This is a genomic window from Prevotella bivia DSM 20514, from assembly GCF_000262545.1.
In the GTDB taxonomy this organism is placed as follows: domain Bacteria; phylum Bacteroidota; class Bacteroidia; order Bacteroidales; family Bacteroidaceae; genus Prevotella; species Prevotella bivia.
On the sequence record NZ_JH660660.1, the window covers coordinates 1,097,804 to 1,120,610 of the forward strand.

Below are 22,807 nucleotides of genomic sequence, written 5' to 3' on the forward strand. Positions count from 1 at the left end.
AATAGTATATGGCTCATTCTTTTTATAGTAAATTCCTTTTAGGAATATTGTGTACTTATGTGTTTGGAAGCAGTGATAGTGTTATCGCACGTCCTATAATCGTTTATAAACAGTTGCTTCAACAGCCTAAGAAACACAGAATACACGGAAAAGTTATCGATTCCACTGGTGCACCATTAGCAGGTGCACTAGTGGAGGTTATGGGCAAACGTACAGGTGCTTATACCGATGCAGAGGGAACTTTTACCTTAGATATAGCTTCTGGCGAAATGCTATCAGTATCTTTTCTTGGAATGAAGCGTAAAAAAGTGGTTGTTGGTGAGCAGTCCATCCTTACCATTACTTTGCAGGAAGATAATAAGGTATTAAATGAAGTCGTAGTTAAAGCAAAAACAAATATCAATGCTCTAGACATCAGAGCCAGGTCGGGTATTGTTGATGTTGTTGATATTAAGTTGCTTAACGAAAAGCCATCTATCGATTTAGGGTTAGCACTCCAAGGATCAGTACCAGGACTAATGGTTACTAATATGGGAGAATTAGGTAAAAATCCCACATTGCGTATCCGTGGTAATGCTTCTTTGCGAAGAGGGAATGCAACGAATGAGCCTTTATATGTACTTGATGGAAAGATAATAAGTGCTGAAACTTTCTATAATCTTAATCCTATAGATATAAAAGATATAAAGGTATTGAAAGACGCAGTAGCTTGTGCTTTATATGGAATAAAAGCAGCCAACGGTGTAATAGAAATAGCATCTAAGCGTGGTAGTAATGATGGCCTTTCACTTACTTATAGCTTTAATATGGGTATAACAAGTAGAGGAAGGCGTGGTATGCGCTTAATGGACTCTAAGGAGAAATTAGAATTAGAACGGTTAATGCGAAATCCTATTGCTCCTGGTTATAGATATAGTGCCGATTATTATAATAAATATGAGAAACATAATCCGCTTAAAGAACAGCTTATTAAAGAAGGAGAACAATTTTTAGACTCGCTTCGTATGATTAATACCGACTGGTTTGATGAATTGGTGCATAATAGTACCTATACTAAGCATAATCTAAGTTTGCGTGGTGGAAATACAGATAATTCGTATTATATATCATTCGACTATGCTCATCAAGGAGGACGCATTAAGGGTAATGATAAGAGTCGCTATGGTGTGCGTCTTAATTTAGATAAGACAATAGGAAAGATAGGATATACCATGTTTAGTGTTAATTGCGATTATTCTAAAACAAATACACCTGTTGGTTCCGACTATGATCCTACTCAATTGGTGTATGACCTTAATCCTTATGAACAGAAAACTAAAGGAAAATTATATTCTTTCCCAGATAGAACTTTTAACGACTTACTTCATCAATATGAAAGAAATAATACTTGTAAAACTGGAGGGGCAAGTTTTAACCTAACATTAGAGCCTTTAAAAGGTTTGAATATTGATTGGGTAGGAGGAATAGATTATTTAATTAGTGAAACAGAGGACTTTACGCCAGGCACAGCATACTCAGAAGCTAAAAAAGGAGTACCTAAAACGCAGCGTGGTATTTATAGAAAGACTAAAAATACAACTACCAATATCTCTTCTAATCTTCGTGTTACATATGCACATACATTTGCCGATGTACACGATTTCACTATAGGTGCAAATATGGATTATTATAAAACAATATATGACGATATTGGAATAACAGGATATGGAGTAGGTAATATAAAATCGGCAGCTGCTATTAATCATTATATAAAAGGATCGCGTCGTGAGCGAGTGTCAGGATTTAAAGATATTAGTGCGCAGTTAGGAATGGGAATAGTTATGGGCTATACCTATAATGGTTTATATGATGCTTATGCTTCTTATAAGAGAGACGCTTCTTCTATACTTCCTTCGGATAAAAGGTGGAATGATGCTTGGGCAGTTGGAGCAGGGTGGACGCCTACGAATTATGCTTTTTTAAAAGATAATAAGGTTCTTACAAGTCTTAATTTAAAGACATCTTATGGTGTTATTGCTAATCTAAATGGTGTGTCTACCTCTACAACAGTAGCAACATTTGCTTATGCTAATGAAAGCTATGAGGAGCAACGACAACTCTTTTTAATGGGATTAGTAAATAAGGAGTTGAAAGCTGAAAAAACAAAGTCTTTCGATCTGTCTTTGTCTGCACAGTTTTTTAAGAGGTTTACATTTGGTGTTAATCTATATAATCGTCGTACAGAGCAAGCTTTACTTGATGTTCCTATACCTACTTCAAATGGTTTTAATATTTTAAAGCGTAATATAGGTGTTCTTGAGAATAATGGAATAGAAGCAAATAGTTCCATTACTATTATAGAAACAAATAATTGTCATTTTGACATATCTGGTAATATTGCATATAATAAAAATAAGGTAATAAGCCTTTATTATACTAATGCGATATATACAGATGATAAATCTGTGGTACCAGACTATGAGGTTGGTAAGGCTTATGATGTTATATATGGCGCTAAGTCGTTAGGAATAAACCCATTAACAGGTTATCCTGTTTTTAGTACTCCTGCAGGTGAGAAGCAAGCAAGTGAAGTGTTGAATAGAGAAGATGTAGTAGCCCTTGGGCATAGCACTCCCCCTTATTCTGGTAGTTTGGGGCTTAATATAAGCTATAAATCATTAGAGCTTAATATGAGCTTTTATTACGTTTTGGGTGGAATAAATAGGTTTAATTATAGTTATGTTAGAGATAAGGATAAAATAACAAAGAACGCAGTAGCTGGCCAGGCAAGTAAGATGTGGTTTAATCCCGGTGATGAAGATAAGGTTTATCATACGCCTTATTATAGTTCTTCTACTGCAGAGGATAATTTAGTGCTTTATCCTAACTCAAATACAGTTGGAAAGAGCGATTATTTTCGCTTATCAGTTTTGTCATTACGGTATCGTTTCCCGCATGTATGGCTGAAGAAATATGTACCTGTAGTGAAGTATGCTACGATAGCTTTGCAAGGTTCAAATCTATTTAACTGGACATATTACAAAGAATCAGATCCTGAAAGTGGAACATTAGCAGGTACGTTACAACCCATTTATTCGCTCAATATAAATCTTACATTTTAATAATTGTAGCTTGTATGACTAGATTAAAGCGTATGAATATCCTAAAGAAAACAATTTTAGCATATTGTTCAGTAGTATTTTGTATATCTTGTTCCCTTAATATTCCACCCGCTGATCAGTATAGTGACCCTGATGCAATTACTGATATAGAGTCTGCACGGTCGCTTTTAGCATCTGCGTATGCACAATATCCACATTATGAGTATGAACTATCTATATTGGGAAATGATTTCTGTTCTAATAATATGACAACTAAAGATGTAAGTCAGATAAATCTTTATTTGTGGCAAAATAAAGAGATGAATAATCTTTCTGAAGATGTTTGGTCAAATTATTATGCAACAATATCTTCATGTAATGCATTAATAGAGAGGCTTGATTATGTAAAGACAAATGAAAAAGAAGAGAAGCAAGAGTTGCAAGCGATAGCAAGTGAAGTGAAAGCTTTAAAAGCTATGTGTTATTTTAACTTGTTACGTTTATATGCACCTGCATATGATATAGATAAGAATGCTCCTGGTATAATATTAAAAGATATTCTAAAGCTTCAATTCCTTAAGAGGTCTACAACGGAAGAATGTGTAAAGGCTATACGTAAATTATTACAAGAGGCTGTTAAGGCAGATAATCATCCTATACAAAATGGTTGGTTATCTCAAGATGCAATATTTTACTTGTTAGCTGAATTAGAATTATATACATGTAATTATGAAGCAGCAATAAAATATGGAGAGAAGATTATAGCTAATGCAAAGCCAGAGTATTTTACGGCTAATGGTATTGAGCAACTTTGGGGTGAAGGAACATCAAAAGTACGAGTATTTGCTTTTAATCATGATGGTAAATATATGGAAAGTTTACAATATTCAATAAGCGAAGGAGATATGTTTAGTGTTAATCCACAAATAGAATATTCTAAAACTGATCTTCGCGCAGCAACATATATTAAGAAAATGAAGCAAGATGATAAGCAAACTATGCACTTGGGGAAATATAATCTTAATACTAAAGAAGGCAAGGATAGTAGGTATATTGATATGATTAGATATGCAGGAGCATATTTTATTGTAGCAGAAGCTTATGCAAGATTGAATAATTTGCCAAAAGCTACTGAGGTGATTAATTCTTATCTTAAAGCTGTAAAAGCTGAGCCTATTAGTGATGGATATCTTAAAGACGATTTTATAGATAAGATTTTAATAGAAAAGCAAAAAGAGTTTGTAGGAGAAGGCATTAGCTTTTTCGATTTGAAGCGGACTCATATATCAGCTTTACCACGACTAAACAAATGGGGAGATGGCGTATCTAGTAGGATAAAGACTAATGACTATCGTTGGAATTTTCCTATACCTAAGTCAGAGTATAGATATAATGATAATATTGTACAAAACGAAGGTTGGGGAAAGATTAAGGGAAGATAATATAAATAAGTATTAAAAGTTGGTTAATATGAAATCAATAAATAAAATATTATTATTACTACCAATGTTAATTGGGTGTATGATAACCTCTTGCAGCAAAGAAGATAGTAACGAATATAAAGGGAAAAATTATATTATGTTATCTGCGATAGGTGATAATCAGATTAATGAGAATGCTAAAAAGCCTTTAAAGGTGAAGCTTTTAGCTAGTTGCAAAGCTAAGGAAGATGTTGTTATAAAGTTTGCTTTGAAGAAAAATGAGAAGGGAGCTGTAAGGTTAAAAGAAGAATATCTTACTATGAAGAAGGGAGAAAAGACTGTTATAATAGATATTGAGTCTACCCATAAAGATGTTTATAAAGAGCCTCAGAGTGTAGCCCTTACAGTAGAAAGCTCTTCAGATAAGCGTATGCAGTTATCTTCTGATCTTATGATAACAGTCATTCCTGATGTTGTAAATGCAATGTTAACAGACGAACAAAAGAAATTAATAGAAGGATATAAGCGAGATTATAATATAAATTTGTATCGTGTTCTTGGAGAATTAAAATGTAGTGTAGACTTAATATTCCCTCCAGGAGATTATAAAGAAACTTTTCCTGGACCAGAAACAAGCTCATTTGAAACAACGACAATTATTACATTAAGCAAGTATTCTACTCCTAAAACTCCTATGTTAAAAATGGTACAAAACCCTTTAGGATTAAGAGGATGGTGTTATGAAAGGTTACGATTGGTAACAGATAAAGGTTATCAATGGTCAAATCCTACTACTTATGGTTACTATACAACAAAAGCTATAGGTTATGATGCCAGTAAGGAAGTCTTTAAGATGGAACTTGATAGTATAAGAATAAATCCTAAGACGATGGAAGTAAGTTTTATGGATTATGTTATAAATGAATATGATGAGAGAGTGTTCAACATTCCTTTTAAGTTCTATTATTCAGCATGGGAGCGTCAAAAAAAGATGGCAAAGGAAGGTAAAACTGTAAGAGTTCCTAATGGAGACTATGCTTGGTCAGATGAAACTATGTCTGATTTGATAAGAATGGGAGTTACTTTTAATCCAGATATATACTTTCATTATAGTCCTTTGAATAGAGATAGTTATCAAAACACTCCTTCCGATTGGTTTAAAGCATCTGCTAAACTTGATTTAGATGGCAATAAGATGATATTTCATTTCCCATATGATCATGATTATTGTTCTGGTCATACAAATGTAACGGTAATATATACACTTAAAAAGGAATGAGAATTGTTAATAAGATAAGATTTTTTTTTGTAGTTATTATATTTTTTGCCAGTTTGTTATTATCTATGGCAGGTGTTCATACTGCCATTAAAATTCCGAAGGGAACTATAAAAGGTAGGCTTGCTAACGGACTTTCTTATATTATAAAGCGTAATGCACATCCTCGAAATACTACAGAGTTTAGGTTAGTGATGCGTATAGGGGCTTTACAACAAACCGATGCTCAAGGAGGTACGGCTCACTTCTTAGAGCATATGGCTTTTGCAGGCTCTAAAAGTTATCATGGCTTTAGTATGGTTCATGCGCTTGAAGGGAAAGGTATGAAGTTTGGTCGTGATATTAACGCTTATACCAGCTTTGATAAAACGATATATAGTCTTTCTGTTCCAACGCAGTCTAATACGACAAAAGAAACACGTCAGGTATTAGGAATGATGCGTGAATGGCTCGACGGACTTACTTTTGCCCCAGACTATATAGAGAAAGAGCGTGGCATTATCCTTGAAGAACTAAAGCAATATGATACGCATGATGACTTTTATACGCTGAAGATAGGAGATAATCATTATAGTCGTAGAATGCCTTTAGGATCTGTTAATGATATAAAGGCAGTGTCGAAAGCTATGTTGCACGATTTCTATACTAAATGGTATCAACCTCGTTTTGCTACAGTCGTAGTAGTTGGTGATATAGATCCTACTATGGTAGAGCGTATGTTAAAGGATGCTTTTACAAGTGCTCTTAATACTAATCATACAGTGCTTCCAGCCTATTCCTTTACACATAAAAAGGGATGGGATATGCATACCCTGCTTTCTCCTTTAGAAAAGGAACATAAAGTAGAACTGATTATTCCGCATCAAGGCATTACAGAAAAAAGCATTCAGCATAGCAGTGAAAAGCATCTTGGTAATATTGTAGTGCATCTACTTAATAATCGGATGAAGAGTAGAAATATACGAGTAGATTGTTCTGATACTTGGTACCTTGCAGATAAAAACTTTTTTAGTGTTACCTTTCAAGAAGCAGATACTGCTGCTTTGTTACATAGTGTAACGTGCTTTGCCAATGAGTGGAATACCATACTTCAAAAAGGCTTTGATAGTGATGAATTTGTTGCTGCATTGCACGATAAGATAGCCGCAATAAAAGTGGAAGAAAGAGAGAAAACATCGGCAGAGTGGTGTGATGATTTTATCGATTATATTATAATGCACGATATTTCTCCTACCAGCCCAGAAGATATTGAGGCTATAAAGGCGTATCTTTCCACTTGCTCTTCGCAATCAGCACAGAGGATATTGAGCTGTTGGGCACAGGCTGCAGAGCAGACCGTATTAGTAGCATATACAGTTCCGCAAGAAGAAGCCCATAAGCTTACTGTTCAAGCTATTCAAGGAGCGTGGCAAAAAGGATTAGCTAAGGCCCCATTGTCTTATACCTATAAGGCTACAAAGACTGTAGAAGAGACTTTAGCCTCGACACCTCCTTGTTTGGCTAAGAAGGCGCTTTATGATCATAAGCAGATTAGATCAGAGCAGAGTTATGCTAATATAGGTGTGCGCGATATCTTGCTTAGTAATGGTATTCGTATTTTGTTACGTCCTACAAAGGATGGTTCTAAAGCCTTTTCGATAGAAGGATTTGGTAGAGGAGGTACAGCCGATTTGCCCGACTCTGTTTACTACCAATACGAAAATGCTGCCGCTTATATAGAGATGGGCGGAATACAAAAGGTAAATAGAGACACGTTGTTTAATTATCTGGCACAAAACAACATCTCTTTAGATACTAATATCTCTTCCTATTGGCACGGCTTCATAGGAGTAGCGCCTACAAAAAAGGCGCATCATTTATTTAATCTCATAACAGAGAAGGTTACTGCTCCAGAGATTAACGTAGAAGAGTTTAAGGAAACAGTACAAGAAGAGATGGCTTCCTTTGGGAAGACTACACCGTTGCAAGAGCGTATAAAGCATGATAAGGATAGGGTAATTATTAATATGCGCGATTCTATAATGGGAGATGCTCCTTCTATGGTACGAGAAAAGCGGACGCTTGAGGATATAAAGCAATTGGATATCTACAAAATGGCTAATTACTTTAAGTCATTATACGATGATACGCACAATCTAACCTTAGTGCTTACAGGCGACTATGAATTGCAACCGATGAAAGAAACGGTGGTAGGCGTTTTTAGTAAATGGCAACAAAGAAAACCTAGTTCTTCTGCTATGGTTTATCACTCTATGCCCCAACAGCCTTATAGATCTATGGTGAGTAGCCCCGATGAGCAACAGCTCGACTTACACTTTATATTAGCTGGTAGTTTTTTTCCTAGCTTGCACGAAACACTTATCTTAAAGTTGATGCGCGATGTGATACAAAATCGCTTGTTAGAAGTGTTGCGGCAGCGTGAGAATATTACCTATTCGCCTTTTACAGATTTGGCGTATCATGGCTTGGATGGGCATAGATATTATTTTGATATGATGCTTACACTCGATCGAAAGAATGTAAAGAAAGCCCAAGATCTTCTTGCGGAGATAGTGCGTTCCTTACAAATGAAGCCAATAAGCATTGCAGAACTAAATCGTTTGAAATTATCATTTAAGGCAACAAAGACAAAAGTATTGTCAGACGATGCTACCGCTGTATGGCGTACCGAACTTGTTAATAAGATAAAGAATGGTGAAATGCTGTCAGATTTTAATCAATATGATGCTATTCTAGATAGTATTACGCCAAAGAAAATACAAGAGGGATTTACAAAATACCTCAACCCAGATAAATTTATTATTCTAGGATTATAACACGATAAAGCATAATAATGATGAAAACAAAAATTCTCTCTCTCCTGCTATTGTTATCGCCTTTAGTACTAACGGCTAAAAACGACTTACGAGCTTTTGCTCTTTACAACAATCAAGGCAAAGTAATAACCTTTGATGCAATGATAGAAAAAGCAGCAAAGTGTAATGTAGTCTTTATAGGGGAGATGCATAATTGTCCCATTACCCATTGGTTAGAATTAAAAATAACAGAAGGACTGTATGAAAAACACAAGGATAGCTTGTTATTGGGTGCCGAAATGTTTGAAGCAGATAACCAACTTATCTTTAATGAATATCTAAACGGCGTGATCAACTATGAGCAATTTACTAATGAGATGCGCCTCTGGCCTAATTATGAAACCGATTATGAACCATTGGTAATGTTTGCCAAGGAGCATAACCTTCCCTTTATTGCCACCAATGTGCCACGAAGGTATGCTAATGTAGTGAAAAATAAAGGGCTAAACTATTTAGATAGCTTGACCGAAGACGCTAAAACCTTACTACCACCACTACCCATCCCCTTTACAATGGAAGGGAAAGATAATGAAGCTTTTTCTATGATGTCGGCACTGAATGGTAAGAAAGATGACCCAAAGCGGATGCATATGGCACAAGCATTAAAGGACGCCACTATGGCTTGGAATATAGCAAAGCATATAGGTGGAAGGCAAATGATACATTATAATGGTAGTTTCCATACCTCTCATCATGAAGGCATCATTCCTTATCTCAAAGGATATAAACCCCTAGCAACCACCTTTGTTATAATGGCTGTGAAGCAAGAAGATATAACACGTTTAGATGAGGCTTATAAAGATTTAGCCGATTGCTACATTGTTGTCCCCGAGGATATGAGTAGGTCGTACTAAAGGGTTCTAGATATAAGAACGAAGCTGAAAAGAATAATAGAAGAGGTTATTCCTTATCGTAGCAAAAAAAAGTGTATTAACTTTCTCAAAAAAGTTAATACACTTTTCCCTTAAAGTTAATACACTGTGATTTTATCTTGAATTAGTCGAGCTTACACTATTTTTCTTACTTTAACGTTAGCTCCCCAAGTTCACATCAATGTTTAATAGAGAGAACATTATATTTAGCAATCAAAAAAACTATATAATTCTCATAGATATTCAAAATAGAGTGCTGTATAATTTAAATGAAAGTTATATTTTGTTAATTATGCGTTTAGTAAAAATATTACTCATTCATGCCATACCTCTATTAGAAATAAAGTTTGTACCTTTGCACCCTGAAATGGTGTGGTGTACCTTTTAGTGAAGAAAAGAGGTGTGCTAATCGCTATAACAAGCTGATAATAAATAAAATAAAATATATAAATTAAAAAAGTAAAATCATGCCTACTATTTCACAGTTAGTAAGAAAAGGCAGAAAGGACATTGTAGATAAGAGCAAGTCGCCAGCTTTGGATAACTGTCCACAGCGTCGTGGTGTCTGTGTTCGTGTTTACACTACAACTCCTAAGAAGCCTAATTCAGCAATGCGTAAGGTTGCTCGTGTACGTTTGACAAACCAGAAGGAAGTTAACTCATATATCCCTGGAGAAGGTCATAACTTGCAGGAACACTCTATCGTTCTTGTTCGTGGTGGTCGTGTTAAGGACCTCCCTGGTGTACGTTATCACATTGTTCGCGGTACCCTAGACACAGCAGGTGTAGCTAATCGTACACAACGCCGTTCTAAGTATGGTGCTAAGCGTCCTAAAGCAGCTAAGAAGTAATCCGAAAGGTTTATAATAAGCTAAAAGCCAAGAGCTAACGATCGGAGATGATCGATAGTTCAAGGCTTAAAAAAGAAATAAAATATAATTAAAATAGTTTTGCTGGAGAATTGTTAATAACAAGGTTGAGTAAATGTTCAAGAGTGAACTTTGAAGAACGAGAAAAGACGACAGCCTCCGCAGAATATTAAATTTTAAAATAAAATGAGAAAAGCAAAACCAAAGAAGCGTGTGATCCTTCCAGATCCAAAGTTTAACGATCAGAAGGTGTCTAAGTTTGTGAATCACTTGATGTATGATGGTAAGAAAAATACTTCATACGAAATTTTCTACGATGCTCTTGACATTGTTGGGGGTAAGGTTAAGGATGAAGAGAAGTCTGCTCTAGAGGTATGGAAACAGGCTCTTGATAATATTACTCCACAGGTAGAGGTAAAGAGTCGCCGTATCGGTGGCGCTACTTTTCAGGTACCTACGGAAATTCGTCCTGATCGTAAGGAGAGTGTTTCTATGAAAAATATGATACTTTTCGCACGTAAGCGTGGTGGTAAGAGTATGGCTGAAAAGCTTGCAGCTGAAATCGTTGATGCATTTAATAATCAAGGTGGTGCTTATAAGCGTAAGGAAGATATGCACCGTATGGCTGAGGCAAACCGTGCATTCGCTCACTTCAGATTTTAATCAAGTACTGATATTATAAATAGGTAAAAAATAAAAAATGGCAAATCGCGATTTACATTTGACTCGTAACATCGGTATCATGGCTCACATTGATGCTGGTAAGACGACAACTTCTGAACGTATCCTTTTCTACACTGGTAAAACTCACAAGATTGGTGAGGTGCACGATGGTGCTGCTACTATGGACTGGATGGCTCAGGAGCAGGAGCGTGGTATTACTATTACTTCTGCTGCTACAACCTGTAATTGGAATTATCTAGGCAATTCTTATAAAATCAACTTGATTGATACTCCGGGACACGTTGACTTTACTGCTGAAGTAGAGCGTTCTCTTCGTGTTCTTGATGGTGCTGTTGCTACATACTCGGCTGCTGATGGTGTTCAGCCACAGTCTGAAACAGTATGGCGTCAAGCTGATAAGTATAACGTACCACGTATTGGTTACGTTAATAAGATGGACCGTTCTGGTGCTGACTTCTATGAGACAGTGTCTCAGATGAAAGATATCTTAGGTGCAAACCCTATTGCTATTCAGATTCCTATTGGTGCTGAAGAAAACTTTAAGGGTGTTGTTGACCTTATTAAAATGAAAGCTATCCTATGGCATGATGAGACTATGGGTGCTGAATATGATGTAGAGGATATTCCTGCTGATCTAGCTGATGAAGCTGCTGAATGGCGCGAGAAATTGTTGGAAGGTGCTGCTAGTTTCGATGACGAAGTGATGGAAATGTATTTAGAAGGTCAGGATATTCCAGAGGATAAGCTTATTGCTGCAATACGTAAGGGTTGTATCGCAATGGAATGCTGCCCAATGCTTCTAGGTTCTTCTTATAAGAATAAGGGCGTACAACCATTGCTTGATTACGTTTGTGCATTCTTACCTTCTCCTGTTGATACTGTGGTTATCACTGGTACTAACCCTGATACAGAAGAGGAAGAAGAGCGTAAGGCTAGTGAAAGCGAACCAACAGCTGCTCTTGCATTTAAAATTGCTACAGATCCATTCATGGGTCGTCTAGTATTCTTCCGCGTTTACTCTGGTAAGGTTGTAGCTGGTTCTTATGTTTACAACCCACGCTCTGGTAAGAAGGAGCGTATTAGTCGCTTGTTCCAAATGAACTCTAATAAGGAAATTCCTATGGAGTCTATTGATGCAGGTGATATTGGTGCTGGTGTAGGTTTCAAGGATATTCGTACAGGTGATACTTTGTGTGATGAGAATGCACCTATCGTTCTTGAGTCAATGACTTTCCCTGATACTGTAATCTCTATCGCCGTAGAACCTAAGAGTCAAGCTGACGTTGCTAAGCTAGACAATGGTCTTGCTAAGCTTGCAGAAGAGGATCCAACATTTACTGTTCGTACAGATGAGCAGAGTGGTCAGACTATTATCTCTGGTATGGGTGAGCTTCACTTGGATATCATTATTGACCGTTTGAAGCGTGAATTTAAGGTAGAGTGTAATCAAGGTAAGCCACAGGTTAATTATAAGGAAGCTATCACTAAGGCTGCTCAAAGCCGTGAAACTTATAAGAAGCAGTCGGGTGGTCGTGGTAAGTTTGCTTGTATTGATGTAACTCTTGAACCAAAGGATGAAGATTACACAGAGGGCGATTTGCAGTTTGTTAACGTTGTTAAGGGTGGTAATGTTCCTAAAGAATTTATCCCTGCAGTAGAAAAAGGCTTCAAGGATTGCTTATCAAATGGTGTTCTTGGTGGTTTCCCATTGACAGGCTTCAAGGTTACTTTGACAGATGGATCTTTTCACCCAGTAGACTCTGATCAGTTGTCATTTGAATTGGTAGCTCACCAAGCATTCAAGGTGTTGGCACCTAAGGCAGGACCAGTTTTGATGGAACCTATTATGAAGGTGGAGGTAGTTACTCCAGAAGAGAATATGGGTGATGTTATTGGCGACTTGAACAAGCGTCGTGGTCTCGTACAGGGTATGGAAGAGGCTCGTAGTGGTGCTCGTATCGTTAAAGCTATGGTTCCATTGTCAGAAATGTTCGGTTATGTAACAGCTTTGCGTACTATCACTTCTGGTCGTGCTACTTCTTCAATGGAGTATGATCACCACTCTCCAGTTTCAGCTAGTCTTGCTAAGGAAATCTTGGATGAGTTAAAGGGTAACGCAGATCTTGTAAAATAAATAATAAGGCTGTCCTCCTATAGCGTATGACTCTTATAGGAGGGCTTCCTTATGTTCATATACAAACAAATTAAATTTTAAAAAACATGAGTCAGAAGATTCGTATTAAACTAAAGTCTTACGATCATCAGTTGGTAGATAAATCAGCTGAGAAGATTGTTAAAGCAGTTAAGGCAACAGGTGCTCTTGTAAGTGGTCCTATTCCATTGCCTACCCACAAGCGTATTTACACTGTAAACCGCTCAACTTTCGTTAATAAGAAGTCGCGCGAGCAATTCCAACTTTCAAGTTTTAAACGTTTGATCGACATTTATAGCTCTACCGCTAAGACTGTTGACGCTTTGATGAAGCTTGATTTGCCTTCAGGTGTAGAAGTTGAGATCAAGGTGTAGTTTAGTGTTATACTAATAACGAATTAAAAGATTATTTTATCATTTTAAATATTAAATTGAAATGCCAGGATTATTAGGAAAGAAAATCGGAATGACATCCGTTTTCAGTGCCGACGGTAAGAATGTACCGTGCACTGTTATCGAAGCTGGTCCTTGTGTTGTAACCCAGGTTAAAACTGTAGAAAAAGATGGTTACAAGGCTGTTCAGTTAGGTTTCGGCGAGGCTAAAGAGAAGAGAACTTCTAAGCCACAGCAGGGACACTTTAAGAAAGCCGGCACAACACCAAAGAAGCACTTGGCCGAGTTCAAGTTTGACGAGGAGTATAACCTCGGCGACACCATTACTGTAGAACTATTCAACGACACAAAGTTTGTTGATGTTGTAGGTACTTCAAAGGGTAAGGGTTTTCAAGGCGTTGTTAAGCGTCATGGTTTCGGCGGTGTAGGACAATCTACTCACGGTCAGGATGACCGAGCACGTAAGCCGGGATCTATTGGTGCTTGTTCTTACCCAGCTAAGGTGTTTAAGGGTATGCGCATGGGTGGCCAAATGGGTGGTGACCGTGTAACAACTCAAAATCTACAAGTGTTAAAGGTTATTCCAGAACACAATATTCTCCTTGTTAAGGGTAGTGTAGCTGGATGCAATGGTTCAACCGTAATAATAGAAAAGTAATGGATATTAACGTATTAGATATCAAAGGTCAGGAGACCGGCCGTAAGGTAACTCTTAACGAGAATATCTTCGGTATTGAACCAAACGATCATGTCCTCTACCTAGCTGTTAAGCAATATCTAGCTGACCAACGTCAGGGTACTGCTAAGTCAAAGGAAAGAAGCGAACATGCAGGTTCTACTCGTAAACTTGGACGCCAAAAGGGCGGCGGCGGTGCTCGTCGTGGTGATATTAACTCACCTGTTCTTGTTGGTGGTGGTCGCGTTTTTGGACCTAAACCACGTGATTATAGTTTTAAATTGAACAAGAAAGTAAAAGTTCTTGCTCGTAAGTCTGCTTTGTCATACAAGGCTCAAGAGAATGCAGTTGTAGTTGTAGAAGACTTCAACTTAGAGGCACCAAAGACAAAAGATTTCGTAAACATTACTAAAAATCTTAAAGTTGATGGAAAGAAAGTTCTTCTTGTTTTGCCAGAAGTAGAAAAAAGTGTATATTTGTCAGCTCGCAATCTAAAGAAGGCTGAGGTAATGACTGCTGCACAAGTTAATTCGTATAAAGTTTTGAATGCTGATGTGCTTGTTGTTACAGAGAATTCTTTGAAAGTGATCGATGAAATCTTAACCAAGTAATAAGTAGGAGACAGTAGCAATTATGGGATTTATTATTAAACCAGTGGTCACTGAAAAGATGACCAAAATTACAGACAAGTCTTCTGAAAGTAAGAAGTTTAGTACTCGCAGCGAAAAAATTGCAAAGGCTAATAACGCAGAGAAGGAAGTTCGTAGCTATATTGTAAAGTCAAAGGCTCATCCAGAAGGCGTGAAGAAAGAGAAGACAGTGTATACTTACACTAAGGAAGCTCAGCCTAAGTACGGCTTTATTTGTAAGCCTGAGGCTAACAAGCTTGAGATTAAGAAGGAAATTGAAAGTCTGTACAACGTTACAGTTGTTGACGTAAATACGGTGCGTTATGCTGGTAAGCGTCAAGCTCGCTATACAAAGGCAGGTCTTGTGAAAGGTCAGAAAAACGCATTCAAGAAGGCTATCGTCACTTTGAAGGCTGGCGATACAATTGATTTTTACAGCAATATTTAAATAAAAAATGGCAGTACGTAAATTAAAACCGGTAACTCCGGGTCAAAGACACAAGATTATTGGCACGTTCGAGGATATTACTGCATCCGTGCCAGAGAAGTCTCTCGTTTACGGTAAACGTTCTACTGGTGGTCGAAACAACACTGGTAAAATGACTGTTCGCTATATTGGCGGTGGTCACAAGCAGAAGTATCGTTTTATCGACTTCAAGCGAGAGAAAGATGGTGTTCCAGCTGTAGTGAAGACAATTGAGTATGATCCAAACAGATCAGCTCGTATTGCGCTGTTATACTATGCTGATGGTGAAAAACGTTACATTATTGCTCCTAACGGCTTGCAGGTTGGTGCTACTCTAATGTCAGGGGCAGAAGCTGCTCCTGAGGTTGGTAACTCTCTTCCTCTTGCAAATATTCCTGTTGGTACTGTAATTCACAATATTGAATTACGTCCAGGTCAGGGTGCTTTGCTAGTTCGTTCGGCTGGTAACTTTGCTCAGCTTACTTCTCGTGAAGGCAGTTATTGTGTAATCAAGCTCCCTTCTGGCGAAACTCGTCAGATTTTATCAGCTTGTAAAGCAACTGTTGGTAGTGTTGGTAACTCTGATCACGCGTTAGAGCAGTCTGGTAAGGCTGGTCGCTCACGTTGGTTAGGTCGTCGTCCTCACAACCGTGGTGTTGTTATGAACCCTGTTGATCACCCAATGGGTGGTGGTGAAGGTCGCCAGTCTGGTGGTCATCCACGTTCTCGTAAGGGCTTGTACGCTAAGGGTCTCAAGACTCGTGCGCCTAAGAAGCTTTCAAACAAGTATATAATTGAGAGAGCTAACAAGAAGTAAACAAAGTAATTAAGAGTAAATTATGAGTCGTTCATTAAAAAAAGGTCCATACATTAACGTGTCGCTTGAGAAAAAAATTCTCGCTATGAATGAAAGTGGCAAGCAAAATGTAGTTAAGACTTGGGCTAGAGCATCAATGATTTCCCCAGATTTCGTGGGACACACTGTTGCAGTACACAACGGAAACAAATTTATCCCTGTTTACATTACTGAGAATATGGTAGGTCATAAACTAGGTGAGTTTAGCCCTACACGCCGTTTTGGTGGTCACTCTGGTAATAAGCGTTAAGCAGGTCATATTATCCATTTAGAAAATAGAATAATATAAATAATGGGAGCAAGAAAACATATAAAGGCTGAAGCTCGTAAAGAAGCATTAAAAAGCCAGTATTTTGCAAAGCTCAAGGACTGTCCTTCTTCTCCACGTAAGATGCGCTATGTTGTAGACATGGTACGCGGAATGGAAGTAAATCGTGCCCTTGGCGTGCTAAGATTCTCAAAGAAGGCTGCTGCACAAAATGTAGAAAAGTTGCTACGTTCAGCAATAGCTAACTGGGAGAATAAAAATGACCGCAAAGCTGAAGACGGTGAACTTTATATCTCTAAGATCTTCGTTGATGAAGGTGTTACAATGAAGCGCATGCGTCCTGCACCACAGGGCCGTGGCTATAGAATTCGTAAACGTTCTAACCACGTCACACTTTTCGTTGATTCGAAGGCTGACGCTAATAATGATAAATAAATAGTAGAATGGGACAGAAAGTTAATCCAATTAGCAATCGTCTAGGTATTATCCGCGGTTGGGAATCAAATTGGTTCGGTGGCAAAAATTTTGGAGAAAGTCTTGTTGAAGATCGCAAGATCCGTGCTTATCTGAATAAGCGCCTAGAGAAAGCAAGCATTTCTCGTATTGTCATTGAACGTACCTTGAAGCTCGTTACCATTACTATTTGTACTGCACGTCCAGGTATTGTTATTGGTAAAGGTGGTCAAGATGTTGATAAGCTAAAGGAAGAATTGAAGAACCTTTTCAAAAAGGAAATTCAAATTAATATTTTTGAGGTTAAGAAACCTGATCTCGATGCAAACATTGTTGGTAACAACATCGCTCGCCAGGTAGAAGGTAAGGTTGCTTACCGTCGTGCTATCAAGATGGCTGTTGCAAATGTAATGCGTGCTGGAGCTGAAGGTGTTAAAGTTCAAATTACTGGTCGTCTGAACGGTGCTGAAATGGCACGTAAGGAGATGTTTAAGGAAGGACGTACTCCTTTACATACACTCCGTGCAGACATCGATTACTGTGCAACAGAAGCACTTACAAAAGTAGGTCTTTTGGGTATTAAGGTTTGGATTTGCCGTGGTGAAGTTTACAACAAGGTAGATCTAACACCTAACTTTACTCAGGAAAAGACAAATGCTCGTTCACATAATGGTAACGGCAATGGTCGTTCTGGTAGAGGTAATCGCAGAAGAAACAATAACCGTTAAAAGTAAAAGCTATCATGTTACAGCCAAAAAGAGTAAAATATAGAAGACCTCAAGATGGACGTGGAAATAAAGGAAACGCCCACAGAGGTACACAATTGGCTTTTGGATCGTTTGGTATCAAGACACTTGAAGCTAAATGGATCGATAGCCGTCAGATTGAGGCAGCTCGTGTAGCCGTAAACCGTTACATGAACCGTCAAGGACAAGTCTGGATACGTATTTTCCCTGATAAACCAATTACTCGTAAGCCTGCTGATGTGCGTATGGGTAAAGGTAAGGGTGATCCTGCAGGATGGGTTGCACCAGTTACTCCAGGTCGTGTCCTCTTTGAAGTAGAAGGTGTAAGTTTCGATATCGCTAAAGAGGCTCTTCGCCTTGCAGCTCAGAAACTACCTGTAAAGACAAAGTTTATTGTTAGACGTGATTTCGATAAAAACGCTTAAGTAAGATGAAGATTAAAGAAGTAAAAGAGCTTGAAACCAAGGATTTGGTTGAGAAGTTAGAAAATGCTGAGATAGCTTTGGATAAAATGAAGCTTAATCATCAGGTTACTCCACTTGAGAATCCATCTCAAATTAAGGTTGCTCGTCGTGATATCGCACGTATGAAGACAGAACTCCGTCAAAGAGAACTTAATAAATAACAATGGTCCAGATGGAAACAAGAAATTTAAGAAAAGTAAGACAGGGTGTCGTTATCAGCAACAAAATGGATAAAACCATCGTTATTGCTGCTAAGTTCAAAGAGAAGCACCCTATATATGGTAAGTTTGTCCAGAAAACAAAAAAGTACCATGCTCATGACGAGAAGAATGAGGCAAATATCGGTGATACCGTAATGATCATGGAAACTCGTCCTCTTTCTAAGACAAAGAGATGGAGATTAGTTCAAATTGTTGAAAAAGCTAAGTAATTATGATACAAGTAGAATCAAAACTTACAGTATGTGATAATAGCGGCGCTCGTGAAGCAAAGTGCATTCGTGTACTAGGTGGTACTCGCCGTCGTTATGCAAGTGTTGGTGACGTTATCGTAGTTGCTGTACAGAACGTCATCCCATCAAGTGAATTGAAAAAGGGTGCAGTATCAAAAGCTTTGATAGTACGCACTAAGAAGGAAATTCGTCGTGCTGATGGTTCATACATTCGTTTCGATGATAACGCATGTGTGTTGCTAAATAACGCAGGCGAAATTCGTGGCAGCCGTATCTTCGGTCCTGTTGCTCGTGAATTGCGTGCAGTTAATATGAAAGTTGTTTCATTAGCACCTGAGGTTCTTTAATTTATAAATTGACAATAAAATGGCAAAATTTCATATAAAGAAAGGCGATCAGGTAATTGTCCTAACAGGTAAGGATAATGGCAAAATTGGTAAGGTACTCAAAGTGATTGCTGACAAAGAACGCGCTATTGTTGAGGGTGTTAATATTGTCTCTAAGAGCTCAAAGCCTTCTGCTGCTAATCCACAAGGTGGCATCGTTAAGCAGGAAGCTCCAATTCATATCTCAAATTTAAGTCTTATCGATCCAAAGAGCGGAAAGGCTACACGTATCAAAATTGAGCGTGAAGGCAAAACCGTTAAGCGTATCGCTAAAAAATCTGGGGAGGAAATTAAATAATGAATACAGCTCAATTAAAGAAACAGTATAAGGAACAGATAGTTCCTGCTTTACAGAAGCAATTTAATTATTCTTCTGCTATGCAAGTTCCTGTATTGAAGAAGATCGTTATTAACCAAGGTCTTGGTGATGCTACACAAGATAAGAAGATTATCGAAGTAGCTATTAATGAGATCTCTACAATCACAGGTCAGAAGGCTGTTGCAACTTACTCTAAGAAGGATATTGCAAACTTCAAGCTTCGTAAGAAGATGCCTATCGGTGTTATGGTTACACTACGTCGTGAACGTATGTATGAATTCTTAGAGAAGCTAGTACGTGTGTCTTTGCCACGTATTCGTGACTTCAAGGGTATCGAAAGTAAATTCGATGGTCGTGGAAACTATACACTCGGTGTCACTGAGCAGATTATTTTCCCAGAAATTAATATCGATCAGGTTGATCGTATCCAAGGTTTGAACATCACTTTTGTAACATCAGCTAGGACTGACGAAGAAGGTTTTGCTCTGCTAAAAGGTTTCGGTCTTCCATTCAAGAATGCTAAAAACGATTAATTGATATGGCAAAAGAATCAATGAAGGCTCGTGAAGTAAAGCGTGCTAAGCTAGTTGCTCGTTATGCTGAAAAGCGTGAAGCTCTAAAGAAAGTAATCGCTACTTCTAATGATCCTGAAGAGGCTTACGAGGCTGCACGTAAGTTGCAGTCTATTCCAAAGAATGCTAATCCAATTCGTCTACACAATCGTTGTAAGATTACTGGTCGTCCAAAGGGTTACATTCGTCAGTTTGGTCTTTCTCGTATCCAGTTCCGTGAGATGGCTTCACAAGGTCTTATCCCAGGAGTAAAGAAAGCAAGCTGGTAATTTAGATATGCAGATAATGATTGGCTAAAGGTGATGTTTGGCATTACTTTTGCTAATCATTTTAATGGATATTCTTTAATATTGTCGGGGTAGTCCCGATTAATTAAACATTTATATATTATGACAGATCCAATAGCAGATTATCTGACTAGACTCAGAAACGCGATCATGGCACATCATCGTGTTGTTGAAGTTCCTGCGTCAAACTTGAAGAAATCTATTACCAAGATTCTCTTTGAGAAGGGTTACATCTTGAACTATAAGTTCATCGAAGATGGACCACAAGGTACTATTAAGGTTGCCTTAAAGTACGATCCTATAACAAAGAAGAACGCTATCAAGAGTTTGAAGCGTGTTTCTACACCAGGTCTACGTAAGTATACTGGTTATAAGGATATGCCGAGAGTTATTAACGGACTAGGTGTTGCAATCATCTCTACGTCTAAGGGTGTAATGACTAATAAAGAGGCTGCTGCTGAAAAAATCGGTGGTGAGGTTCTTTGTTACATTTATTAATTGGAGGTTTACATTATGTCAAGAATAGGAAAATTACCAATTAGTATTCCTGCTGGTGTTACAGTAACTTTCAATAATGGTGTAGTAGCTGTAAAGGGTCCTAAGGGTGAACTTTCACAGAAAGTTGATGCTTCTATTAAGACTGTTATCAATGACAGTGAAATCACTCTTGAGGTTGATGAAAAAAGTCCAGTAAATTATAAGCAGAAACAAGCTTTTCATGGCTTGTATCGTTCTTTGATCAATAATATGGTTATTGGTGTTAGTGAAGGATACTCAAAAACTTTGGAGCTTGTTGGTGTTGGTTATCGTGTTTCTAATCAAGGTAATATCGTAGAGTTTTCTCTAGGTTATACTCACCCAATTTTTATTCAGCTTCCTGCTGAGATCAAAGTTGAAACAAAAAGTGAGCGTAATCAGAACCCTATAATTACTTTAGAATCAGCTGATAAGCAGTTGCTTGGTCTTGTTTGTGCTAAGATCCGTTCTTTCCGTATGCCTGAACCATATAAGGGTAAGGGTATCCTATTTAAGGGTGAGGTTATTCGCAGGAAGTCTGGTAAGACAGCTGCAGCTAAGTAACTTTAATAATTCATTACGATTATGACAACAAAGAAAGAACAAAGAAGACTTAAGATAAAGTTTCGCATTCGTAAGAATGTTACTGGGAGCGCTGAGCGTCCACGCTTAAGTGTATTCCGTAGCAATAAGCAGATTTATGCACAGGTTATTAATGACCTTACAGGTACTACTCTTGCTTCAGCTTCATCTCTTGGCTTGGAAAAATTAGCTAAGATAGAGCAAGCTAAGAAAGTTGGTGAGCTAGTAGCTGCCCATGCTAAGGCTGCAGGTGTTGAACAAGTAGTTTTTGACCGTAACGGTTATCTATATCACGGACGTGTTCAGGCATTAGCTGAAGCTGCACGTGAAGGAGGACTTAAATTCTAAACGATTATGGCATTGAATAAAGTAAAAGTAAATAATGACGTTGAACTTAAGGATCGCTTGGTTGCTATCAACCGTGTAACTAAGGTTACTAAAGGTGGTCGTACTTTCACATTTGCTGCTATCGTTGTTGTAGGTGACGGTAACGGTGTTATTGGCTGGGGTCTAGGTAAGGCTGGAGAAGTTACAGCTGCTATTCAAAAGGGAACAGATTCTGCAAAGAAGAACCTAGTTAAGGTTCCTGTATTGAAAGGAACTGTTCCTCATGAAGTAGAAGCTCGCTTCAGCGGAGCACAGGTTCTATTGAAACCAGCTGCAGCTGGTACTGGCTTGAAGGCTGGTGGTGCTATGCGTGCCGTATTGGAGAGCGCTGGTATTACTGACGTGATTGCTAAATCAAAGGGTTCTTCTAACCCTCACAACTTGGTAAAGGCAACTATCGCTGCATTAGCAGAGATGCGTGATGCTTATACTATTGCTGGTGAGCGCGGTATCAGTATGGACAAAGTTTTTAACGGTTAATCAAAGGGGATATTAAATTATGGCAACAATTAAGGTAAAGCAAATTAAGAGCCGTATCGGTGCTCCTAAAGATCAGAAAGCCACATTGCTAGCTTTAGGTCTCCGCAAAATTTCACAAGTTATAGAGGTAGAAGATACCCCTAGTAACCGTGGAATGATAGCTAAGGTTCATCACTTGGTATCAGTAGTTGATTAATTAAATTTTAAACGATTAGGTTAATATGAAATTAAATAATTTAACACCAGCAGCAGGCTCTACACATACTCGTCGTCGCCTTGGTCGTGGTACAGGTTCTGGATTAGGCGGTACTTCTACTCGTGGACACAAGGGTGCTAAGGCACGTTCTGGTTATAAGAGAAAGATTGGTTTCGAAGGTGGTCAGATGCCACTACAGCGTCGTGTACCAAAGGGTGGATTTAAGAATATCAACCATAAGGAATATACAGCTGTAAATCTAGCTACTCTTCAGGCTTTGGCAGATAAACTCAACCTAGCTAAGGTAGGATTGGTAGAACTAAAAGCTGCTGGTCTTGTTAGAGGCAAGGATCTTGTAAAGGTACTTGGCAATGGTGAGTTGAAAGCTAAACTAGAAGTTGAAGCAAACGCATTCTCTAAAACTGCTGAAGAGGCAATCAAGGCAGTAGGTGGTAACACAACTATAATCTAA

29 protein-coding genes are annotated in these 22,807 nt (G+C 38.1%); all 29 read left to right on the forward strand.

Going from position 1 to position 22,807, the window contains the following annotated elements:
* The first annotated feature begins 8 nt into the window (after positions 1–8).
* The 29 genes from PREBIDRAFT_RS06945 to rplO all read left to right on the forward strand — a co-directional run bounded on the left by PREBIDRAFT_RS06945 (position 9) and on the right by rplO (position 22,807).
* The gene (locus tag PREBIDRAFT_RS06945; protein WP_004335844.1) at positions 9–3,101 is read left to right on the forward strand and encodes a SusC/RagA family TonB-linked outer membrane protein; all 3,093 of its coding nucleotides are present in this window, start codon (positions 9–11) and stop codon (positions 3,099–3,101) included.
* Positions 3,102–3,133: 32 nt separating this feature from the next.
* Complete coding sequence (locus PREBIDRAFT_RS06950; RefSeq protein ID WP_238295886.1) at positions 3,134–4,522, forward strand: RagB/SusD family nutrient uptake outer membrane protein; 1,389 nt, start codon at positions 3,134–3,136, stop codon at positions 4,520–4,522.
* A 28-nt stretch (positions 4,523–4,550) separates the two neighbouring features.
* Positions 4,551–5,780 carry a DUF4929 family protein gene (locus tag PREBIDRAFT_RS06955; protein ID WP_004335841.1) on the forward strand — a complete coding sequence of 410 codons (1,230 nt, stop codon included), beginning with the start codon at positions 4,551–4,553 and terminating at the stop codon, positions 5,778–5,780.
* A gap of 65 nt (positions 5,781–5,845) precedes the next feature.
* A complete protein-coding gene (locus PREBIDRAFT_RS06960) occupies positions 5,846–8,593 on the forward strand; it encodes a M16 family metallopeptidase (RefSeq protein ID WP_004335839.1) in 2,748 nt (915 codons plus the stop codon).
* A 20-nt stretch (positions 8,594–8,613) separates the two neighbouring features.
* Positions 8,614–9,486 (forward strand): ChaN family lipoprotein, encoded by an 873-nt coding sequence (locus PREBIDRAFT_RS06965; protein ID WP_004339560.1) that lies wholly within the window; start codon positions 8,614–8,616, stop codon positions 9,484–9,486.
* Positions 9,487–9,971: 485 nt separating this feature from the next.
* The gene (gene rpsL, locus PREBIDRAFT_RS06975; RefSeq protein ID WP_004335835.1) at positions 9,972–10,355 is read left to right on the forward strand and encodes a 30S ribosomal protein S12; all 384 of its coding nucleotides are present in this window, start codon (positions 9,972–9,974) and stop codon (positions 10,353–10,355) included.
* A gap of 204 nt (positions 10,356–10,559) precedes the next feature.
* A complete protein-coding gene (gene rpsG / locus PREBIDRAFT_RS06980; protein ID WP_004335830.1) occupies positions 10,560–11,036 on the forward strand; it encodes a 30S ribosomal protein S7 in 477 nt (158 codons plus the stop codon).
* Between the two features lie 37 nt (positions 11,037–11,073).
* A complete protein-coding gene (gene fusA, locus PREBIDRAFT_RS06985) occupies positions 11,074–13,191 on the forward strand; it encodes an elongation factor G (RefSeq protein ID WP_004335826.1) in 2,118 nt (705 codons plus the stop codon).
* Between the two features lie 86 nt (positions 13,192–13,277).
* Positions 13,278–13,583, forward strand: coding sequence for a 30S ribosomal protein S10 (gene rpsJ / locus PREBIDRAFT_RS06990; RefSeq protein ID WP_004335824.1), 306 nt, complete (start codon positions 13,278–13,280; stop codon positions 13,581–13,583).
* A 61-nt stretch (positions 13,584–13,644) separates the two neighbouring features.
* Positions 13,645–14,259, forward strand: coding sequence for a 50S ribosomal protein L3 (rplC, locus tag PREBIDRAFT_RS06995; protein ID WP_004335822.1), 615 nt, complete (start codon positions 13,645–13,647; stop codon positions 14,257–14,259).
* Positions 14,259–14,888 carry a 50S ribosomal protein L4 gene (rplD, locus tag PREBIDRAFT_RS07000; RefSeq protein ID WP_004335820.1) on the forward strand — a complete coding sequence of 210 codons (630 nt, stop codon included), beginning with the start codon at positions 14,259–14,261 and terminating at the stop codon, positions 14,886–14,888. The genes rplC and rplD overlap by 1 nt, the downstream gene beginning before the upstream one ends.
* A 22-nt stretch (positions 14,889–14,910) precedes the next feature.
* Positions 14,911–15,354, forward strand: a complete 444-nt coding sequence (rplW, locus tag PREBIDRAFT_RS07005; RefSeq protein WP_004335818.1) for a 50S ribosomal protein L23 — start codon at positions 14,911–14,913, stop codon at positions 15,352–15,354.
* A 7-nt stretch (positions 15,355–15,361) separates the two neighbouring features.
* Entirely contained in the window at positions 15,362–16,189 is an 828-nt protein-coding gene (gene rplB / locus PREBIDRAFT_RS07010; RefSeq protein WP_004335816.1) for a 50S ribosomal protein L2, read from the forward strand.
* A gap of 22 nt (positions 16,190–16,211) precedes the next feature.
* On the forward strand, positions 16,212–16,478 hold the full coding sequence (gene rpsS, locus PREBIDRAFT_RS07015) for a 30S ribosomal protein S19 (RefSeq protein WP_004335814.1): 267 nt from the start codon (positions 16,212–16,214) through the stop codon (positions 16,476–16,478).
* A 42-nt stretch (positions 16,479–16,520) separates the two neighbouring features.
* A complete protein-coding gene (gene rplV / locus PREBIDRAFT_RS07020; RefSeq protein WP_004335812.1) occupies positions 16,521–16,931 on the forward strand; it encodes a 50S ribosomal protein L22 in 411 nt (136 codons plus the stop codon).
* 8 nt (positions 16,932–16,939) lie between these two features.
* Entirely contained in the window at positions 16,940–17,677 is a 738-nt protein-coding gene (gene rpsC, locus PREBIDRAFT_RS07025) for a 30S ribosomal protein S3 (protein ID WP_004335810.1), read from the forward strand.
* Between the two features lie 14 nt (positions 17,678–17,691).
* A complete protein-coding gene (gene rplP / locus PREBIDRAFT_RS07030; protein WP_004335808.1) occupies positions 17,692–18,120 on the forward strand; it encodes a 50S ribosomal protein L16 in 429 nt (142 codons plus the stop codon).
* Positions 18,121–18,125: 5 nt separating this feature from the next.
* The gene (gene rpmC, locus PREBIDRAFT_RS07035; protein WP_004335798.1) at positions 18,126–18,320 is read left to right on the forward strand and encodes a 50S ribosomal protein L29; all 195 of its coding nucleotides are present in this window, start codon (positions 18,126–18,128) and stop codon (positions 18,318–18,320) included.
* A gap of 2 nt (positions 18,321–18,322) precedes the next feature.
* Complete coding sequence (gene rpsQ, locus PREBIDRAFT_RS07040) at positions 18,323–18,589, forward strand: 30S ribosomal protein S17 (RefSeq protein WP_036863470.1); 267 nt, start codon at positions 18,323–18,325, stop codon at positions 18,587–18,589.
* A 2-nt stretch (positions 18,590–18,591) separates the two neighbouring features.
* Positions 18,592–18,957: a 50S ribosomal protein L14 gene (rplN, locus tag PREBIDRAFT_RS07045; protein ID WP_004335794.1), complete on the forward strand. Its 366-nt coding sequence runs from the start codon at positions 18,592–18,594 to the stop codon at positions 18,955–18,957.
* 19 nt (positions 18,958–18,976) lie between these two features.
* A complete protein-coding gene (gene rplX, locus PREBIDRAFT_RS07050) occupies positions 18,977–19,294 on the forward strand; it encodes a 50S ribosomal protein L24 (protein WP_004335790.1) in 318 nt (105 codons plus the stop codon).
* A complete protein-coding gene (gene rplE, locus PREBIDRAFT_RS07055) occupies positions 19,294–19,848 on the forward strand; it encodes a 50S ribosomal protein L5 (RefSeq protein ID WP_004335788.1) in 555 nt (184 codons plus the stop codon). Before rplX ends, rplE begins: the two co-directional genes overlap by 1 nt.
* A gap of 5 nt (positions 19,849–19,853) precedes the next feature.
* Positions 19,854–20,156, forward strand: coding sequence for a 30S ribosomal protein S14 (rpsN, locus tag PREBIDRAFT_RS07060; protein ID WP_004335786.1), 303 nt, complete (start codon positions 19,854–19,856; stop codon positions 20,154–20,156).
* Positions 20,157–20,276: 120 nt separating this feature from the next.
* A complete protein-coding gene (gene rpsH, locus PREBIDRAFT_RS07065) occupies positions 20,277–20,672 on the forward strand; it encodes a 30S ribosomal protein S8 (RefSeq protein WP_004335784.1) in 396 nt (131 codons plus the stop codon).
* 15 nt (positions 20,673–20,687) lie between these two features.
* Positions 20,688–21,254: a 50S ribosomal protein L6 gene (gene rplF, locus PREBIDRAFT_RS07070; RefSeq protein ID WP_004335782.1), complete on the forward strand. Its 567-nt coding sequence runs from the start codon at positions 20,688–20,690 to the stop codon at positions 21,252–21,254.
* A 21-nt stretch (positions 21,255–21,275) separates the two neighbouring features.
* Complete coding sequence (gene rplR / locus PREBIDRAFT_RS07075) at positions 21,276–21,620, forward strand: 50S ribosomal protein L18 (RefSeq protein ID WP_004335780.1); 345 nt, start codon at positions 21,276–21,278, stop codon at positions 21,618–21,620.
* Positions 21,621–21,626: 6 nt separating this feature from the next.
* The gene (gene rpsE / locus PREBIDRAFT_RS07080) at positions 21,627–22,139 is read left to right on the forward strand and encodes a 30S ribosomal protein S5 (RefSeq protein ID WP_004335778.1); all 513 of its coding nucleotides are present in this window, start codon (positions 21,627–21,629) and stop codon (positions 22,137–22,139) included.
* Between the two features lie 19 nt (positions 22,140–22,158).
* On the forward strand, positions 22,159–22,335 hold the full coding sequence (gene rpmD / locus PREBIDRAFT_RS07085) for a 50S ribosomal protein L30 (protein WP_004335776.1): 177 nt from the start codon (positions 22,159–22,161) through the stop codon (positions 22,333–22,335).
* Positions 22,336–22,360: 25 nt separating this feature from the next.
* Positions 22,361–22,807, forward strand: coding sequence for a 50S ribosomal protein L15 (rplO, locus tag PREBIDRAFT_RS07090; RefSeq protein ID WP_004335774.1), 447 nt, complete (start codon positions 22,361–22,363; stop codon positions 22,805–22,807).